Below are 5,376 nucleotides of genomic sequence, written 5' to 3'. Positions count from 1 at the left end.
AGTCCGGCGGCGTCCTACTCTCCCACACAGTCTCCCGTGCAGTACCATCGGCGCTGAAGGGCTTAACTTCCGGGTTCGGGATGGGACCGGGTGTTTCCCCCTCGCCAAAACCACCGAACATCTCAACGCACCACCCGAAACCACAGGGCAGGCAAGTCAACATTCACGAGCCAGGCTCGACAAACCATCTTCTGTTATGTGCGGGTTGCTCGGGTTGTTTCCTGAGAACCACACAGGGACGCGAACACACTCTCTGCTCATACAGCGATCCGGATTGAACGCATTGTGTGTTCAAGCCACTCGGCCTATTAGTACCGGTCGACTCCACACGTTACCGCGCTTCCATCCCCGGCCTATCAACCCAATCGTCTCTTGGGGGCCTTACCCCACCGAAGTGGGAGGGAGAACTCATCTCGAGGAAGGCTTCCCGCTTAGATGCTTTCAGCGGTTATCCCGACCGAACGTAGCCAACCAGCCGTGCCCCTGGCGGGACAACTGGCACACCAGAGGTTCGTCCGTCCCGGTCCTCTCGTACTAGGGACAGACCCTCACAATTCTCCTACGCGCGCAGCGGATAGGGACCGAACTGTCTCGCGACGTTCTAAACCCAGCTCGCGTGCCGCTTTAATGGGCGAACAGCCCAACCCTTGGGACCTACTCCAGCCCCAGGATGCGACGAGCCGACATCGAGGTGCCAAACCATCCCGTCGATATGGACTCTTGGGGAAGATCAGCCTGTTATCCCCGGGGTACCTTTTAGCCGTTGAGCGACACCACTTCCACACGTAGGTGCCGGATCACTAGGCCCTGCTTTCGCACCTGCTCGACACGTCCGTCTCACAGTCAAGCTCCCTTGTGCCCTTACACTCGCCACCTGATTGCCAACCAGGCTGAGGGAACCTTTGGGCGCCTCCGTTACACTTTAGGAGGCAACCGCCCCAGTTAAACTACCCACCAGGCACTGTCCCCCACCCGGATACACGGGCGCGGGTTAGACGCTCAAAACGACCAGAGTGGTATTTCACCAACGACTCCACCGACACTGGCGTGCCGGCTTCACAGTCTCCCACCTATCCTACACAAGACGCTCCAAACGCCAATGCCAAGCTATAGTGAAGGTCCCGGGGTCTTTCCGTCCTGCTGCGCGAAACGAGCATCTTTACTCGTACTGCAATTTCGCCGGGCCTGTGGTTGAGACAGCGGGGAAGTCGTTACGCCATTCGTGCAGGTCGGAACTTACCCGACAAGGAATTTCGCTACCTTAGGATGGTTATAGTTACCACCGCCGTTTACCGGCGCTTAGATTCTCAGCCTCGACCCCAAAAAGGTCTAACCGGTCCTCTTAACGTTCCGGCACCGGGCAGGCGTCAGTCCGTATACAGCGTCTTACGACTTCGCACGGACCTGTGTTTTTAGTAAACAGTCGCTTCCCCCTGGCCACTGCGACCACACCCAGCTCCGAAGGAAAACTCCATCACCGAACGTGGCCCCCCTTCTCCCAAAGTTACGGGGGCAATTTGCCGAGTTCCTTAACCACAGTTCACCCGATCGCCTTGGTATTCTCTACCTGACCACCTGAGTCGGTTTGGGGTACGGGCCGCCAGTACACTCGCTAGAGGCTTTTCTCGACAGCATGGGATCACTCACTTCACCTAAAACGGCTCGGCATCACATCTCACCCACATACGGCATGCGGATTTACCTGCACACCGGGCTACATGCTTACCCCAGGACAACCACCGCCTGGGCTGAGCTACCCTCCTGCGTCACCCCATCACTCACCTACTACCCCCTCGGACCGACCGCTAGGCCCAACCAGCACCCGAAGGCACCGGCCAGGATTCAGGGTCTTAGCATCAGAGGATTCAGCGTTGGCGCATACCAGCGGGTACGGGAATATCAACCCGTTGTCCATCGACTACGCCTGTCGGCCTCGCCTTAGGTCCCGACTTACCCTGGGCGGATTAGCCTGCCCCAGGAACCCTTGGTCATCCGGCGCACACGTTTCTCACGTGTGATTCGCTACTCATGCCTGCATTCTCACTCCCGCAGCCTCCACCACTCGATCACTCGGCGGCTTCGCCGGCTACAGGACGCTCCCCTACCCATCAGACCCCAAAGGATCCAATGCCACGGCTTCGGCGGTGTGCTTGAGCCCCGCTACATTGTCGGCGCGGAATCACTTGACCAGTGAGCTATTACGCACTCTTTCAAGGATGGCTGCTTCTAAGCCAACCTCCTGGTTGTCACGGCAACTCCACATCCTTTCCCACTTAGCACACGCTTAGGGGCCTTAGCCGATGATCTGGGCTGTTTCCCTCTCGACTACGAAGCTTATCCCCCGCAGTCTCACTGCCACGCTCTCACTTACCGGCATTCGGAGTTTGGCTGACGTCAGTAACCTTGTAGGGCCCATCAGCCATCCAGTAGCTCTACCTCCGGCAAGAAACACGCAACGCTGCACCTAAATGCATTTCGGGGAGAACCAGCTATCACGGAGTTTGATTGGCCTTTCACCCCTAACCACAGGTCATCCCCCAGGTTTTCAACCCTGGTGGGTTCGGGCCTCCACACCGTCTTACCGGCGCTTCACCCTGCCCATGGCTAGATCACCCCGCTTCGGGTCTACAGCATGCGACTAAAAACGCCCTATTCAGACTCGCTTTCGCTACGGCTACCCGCCACCGGTTAACCTCGCCACACACCATAACTCGCAGGCTCATTCTTCAAAAGGCACGCCATCACCAACCAGAACCACAAGTGATCCCGGAGGAGGCTCTGACGGCTTGTAGGCACACGGTTTCAGGTACTCTTTCACGACCCCTCACCGGGGCACTTTTCACCATTCCCTCACGGTACTGATCCGCTATCGGTCACCAGGAAGTATTCAGCCTTACCACGTGGTCGTGGCAGATTCACACAGGATTTCACGGGCCCCGTGCTACTCGGGAACACACCCAAGAGACATCGCAGTTTCGTCTACCGGACTCTCACCGTCTACGGTCGGCCTTCCCATGCCATTCGACTACCACGATACTTTGTAACTCTTCGACCCAGCGGCAGCCAGATCAAGGCGGTCCCACAACCCCGCACACGCAACGCCTGCCGGCTATCACACGCGCACGGTTTAGGCTCCTCCGCTTTCGCTCACCACTACTCACGGAATCACTATTGTTTTCTCTTCCTGCGGGTACTGAGATGTTTCACTTCCCCGCGTTCCCACCAACCGCCCTATACATTCAGACGGCGGCGACACCCCATGACGAGTGCCAGGTTTCCCCATTCGGAAATCCCCGGATCAAAGTCTGGTTGCCGACTCCCCGAGGCATATCGCAGGCTCCCACGTCCTTCATCGGCTCCTGATGCCAAGGCATCCACCGTATGCCCTTAAAAACTTGAACACACAAAACGATCAAAACAAATCGCAGACAAGACCCCGCCCCACCCGAAAACAAACCGGGAAGAACAAGATCTCGCCAGAGATGCTCGCGTCCACTGTGCAGTTCTCAAAAAACAACCGGGCCCACCAAAACCACACCCCCGCGAAGAGGTGCGGCCCCGGCCCCGCAATCCGAAGAAACGTACCCGTTCCCTCAGGACCCAACAGCGTGTCCACCAGCCCACCCACCCGGAGCTCGCCGTTCCCACTCCCCGCAGACCCTGAAGTCCACGCGACGGTACTTGCCGAGCCGCACAGGCGGCCTGGTGAGTAGCCAGTGCTCCACATCCATGAGCAGCCACCTGACGGACATCCGCCGTCAACGATGGCCACCGGCCCGCGCATCCACCCCCGCAGGGGAAGATCCACGCCGGCCAGCTTGTGCTCCTTAGAAAGGAGGTGATCCAGCCGCACCTTCCGGTACGGCTACCTTGTTACGACTTCGTCCCAATCGCCGGCCCCACCTTCGACCGCTCCCCCCACACAAGGCGGTTGGGCCACGGGCTTCGGGTGTTGCCGACTTTCGTGACGTGACGGGCGGTGTGTACAAGGCCCGGGAACGTATTCACCGCAGCGTTGCTGATCTGCGATTACTAGCGACTCCGACTTCACGAAGTCGAGTTGCAGACTTCGATCCGAACTGAGACCGGCTTTAAGGGATTCGCTCCACCTCACGGTATCGCAGCCCTCTGTACCGGCCATTGTAGCATGTTTGCAGCCCAAGACATAAGGGGCATGATGACTTGACGTCATCCCCACCTTCCTCCGAGTTGACCCCGGCGGTCTCCCATGAGTCCCCACCACAATGTGCTGGCAACATGGAACGAGGGTTGCGCTCGTTGCGGGACTTAACCCAACATCTCACGACACGAGCTGACGACAGCCATGCACCACCTGTCACCGGCCCAAAAAGGACCCCGCATCTCTGCGGGTTTTCCGGCGATGTCAAGCCTTGGTAAGGTTCTTCGCGTTGCGTCGAATTAAGCAACATGCTCCGCCGCTTGTGCGGGCCCCCGTCAATTCCTTTGAGTTTTAGCCTTGCGGCCGTACTCCCCAGGCGGGGCGCTTAATGCGTTAGCTGCGGCGCGGAATCCGTGGAAGGACCCCACACCTAGCGCCCAACGTTTACGGCGTGGACTACCAGGGTATCTAATCCTGTTCGCTCCCCACGCTTTCGCTCCTCAGCGTCAGTACAGGCCCAGAGAACCGCCTTCGCCACCGGTGTTCCTCCCGATATCTGCGCATTTCACCGCTACACCGGGAATTCCATTCTCCCCTACCTGCCTCTAGTCTGCCCGTATCCACCGCAGACCCACAGTTAAGCCGTGGGCTTTCACGACAGACGCGACAAACCGCCTACGAGCTCTTTACGCCCAATAATTCCGGACAACGCTTGCGCCCTACGTATTACCGCGGCTGCTGGCACGTAGTTAGCCGGCGCTTCTTCTGCAGGTACCGTCACATAAGCTTCGTCCCTGCTGAAAGAGGTTTACAACCCGAAGGCCGTCATCCCCCACGCGGCGTCGCTGCGTCAGGCTTCCGCCCATTGCGCAATATTCCCCACTGCTGCCTCCCGTAGGAGTCTGGGCCGTGTCTCAGTCCCAGTGTGACCGGTCGCCCTCTCAGGCCGGTTACCCGTCGTCGCCTTGGTAGGCCATCACCCCACCAACAAGCTGATAGGCCGCGAGCCCATCCCCAACCGAAAAACTTTCCACCCACACACCATGCGGTGATGAGTCATACCCGGTATTAGACCCAGTTTCCCAGGCTTATCCCGAAGTCAGGGGCAGGTTGCTCACGTGTTACTCACCCGTTCGCCGCTCGAGTACCCCCAAAGGGGCCTTTCCGCTCGACTTGCATGTGTTAAGCACGCCGCCAGCGTTCGTCCTGAGCCAGGATCAAACTCTCCATTAAGGCACAACGACCAACCAGAGAAC

Annotated in this window: 3 rRNA genes; all 3 read right to left on the bottom strand. The window is 58.6% G+C overall.

From position 1 onward, the window contains the following. Window position 1: 1 nt before the first annotated feature. The 3 genes from rrf to ACTWPP_RS44780 all read right to left on the bottom strand — a co-directional run bounded on the left by rrf (window position 2) and on the right by ACTWPP_RS44780 (window position 5,353). Window positions 2-118 (bottom strand): 5S ribosomal RNA (rrf, locus tag ACTWPP_RS44790). 169 nt (window positions 119-287) lie between these two features. After that, window positions 288-3,401: ribosomal RNA gene (locus tag ACTWPP_RS44785) — 23S ribosomal RNA — on the bottom strand. A 430-nt stretch (window positions 3,402-3,831) separates the two neighbouring features. Then, window positions 3,832-5,353, bottom strand: a 16S ribosomal RNA gene (locus tag ACTWPP_RS44780). The 16S, 23S and 5S rRNA genes sit together here, the layout of an rRNA operon. Window positions 5,354-5,376: the final 23 nt, after the last annotated feature.

The sequence above is a fragment of the Actinomadura sp. 3N407 genome (assembly GCF_052245875.1).
Lineage (GTDB): Bacteria > Actinomycetota > Actinomycetes > Streptosporangiales > Streptosporangiaceae > Spirillospora.
The sequence above is the reverse complement of the archived record's forward strand: the minus strand, read 5'-3'. Positions and strand labels throughout refer to the sequence as shown.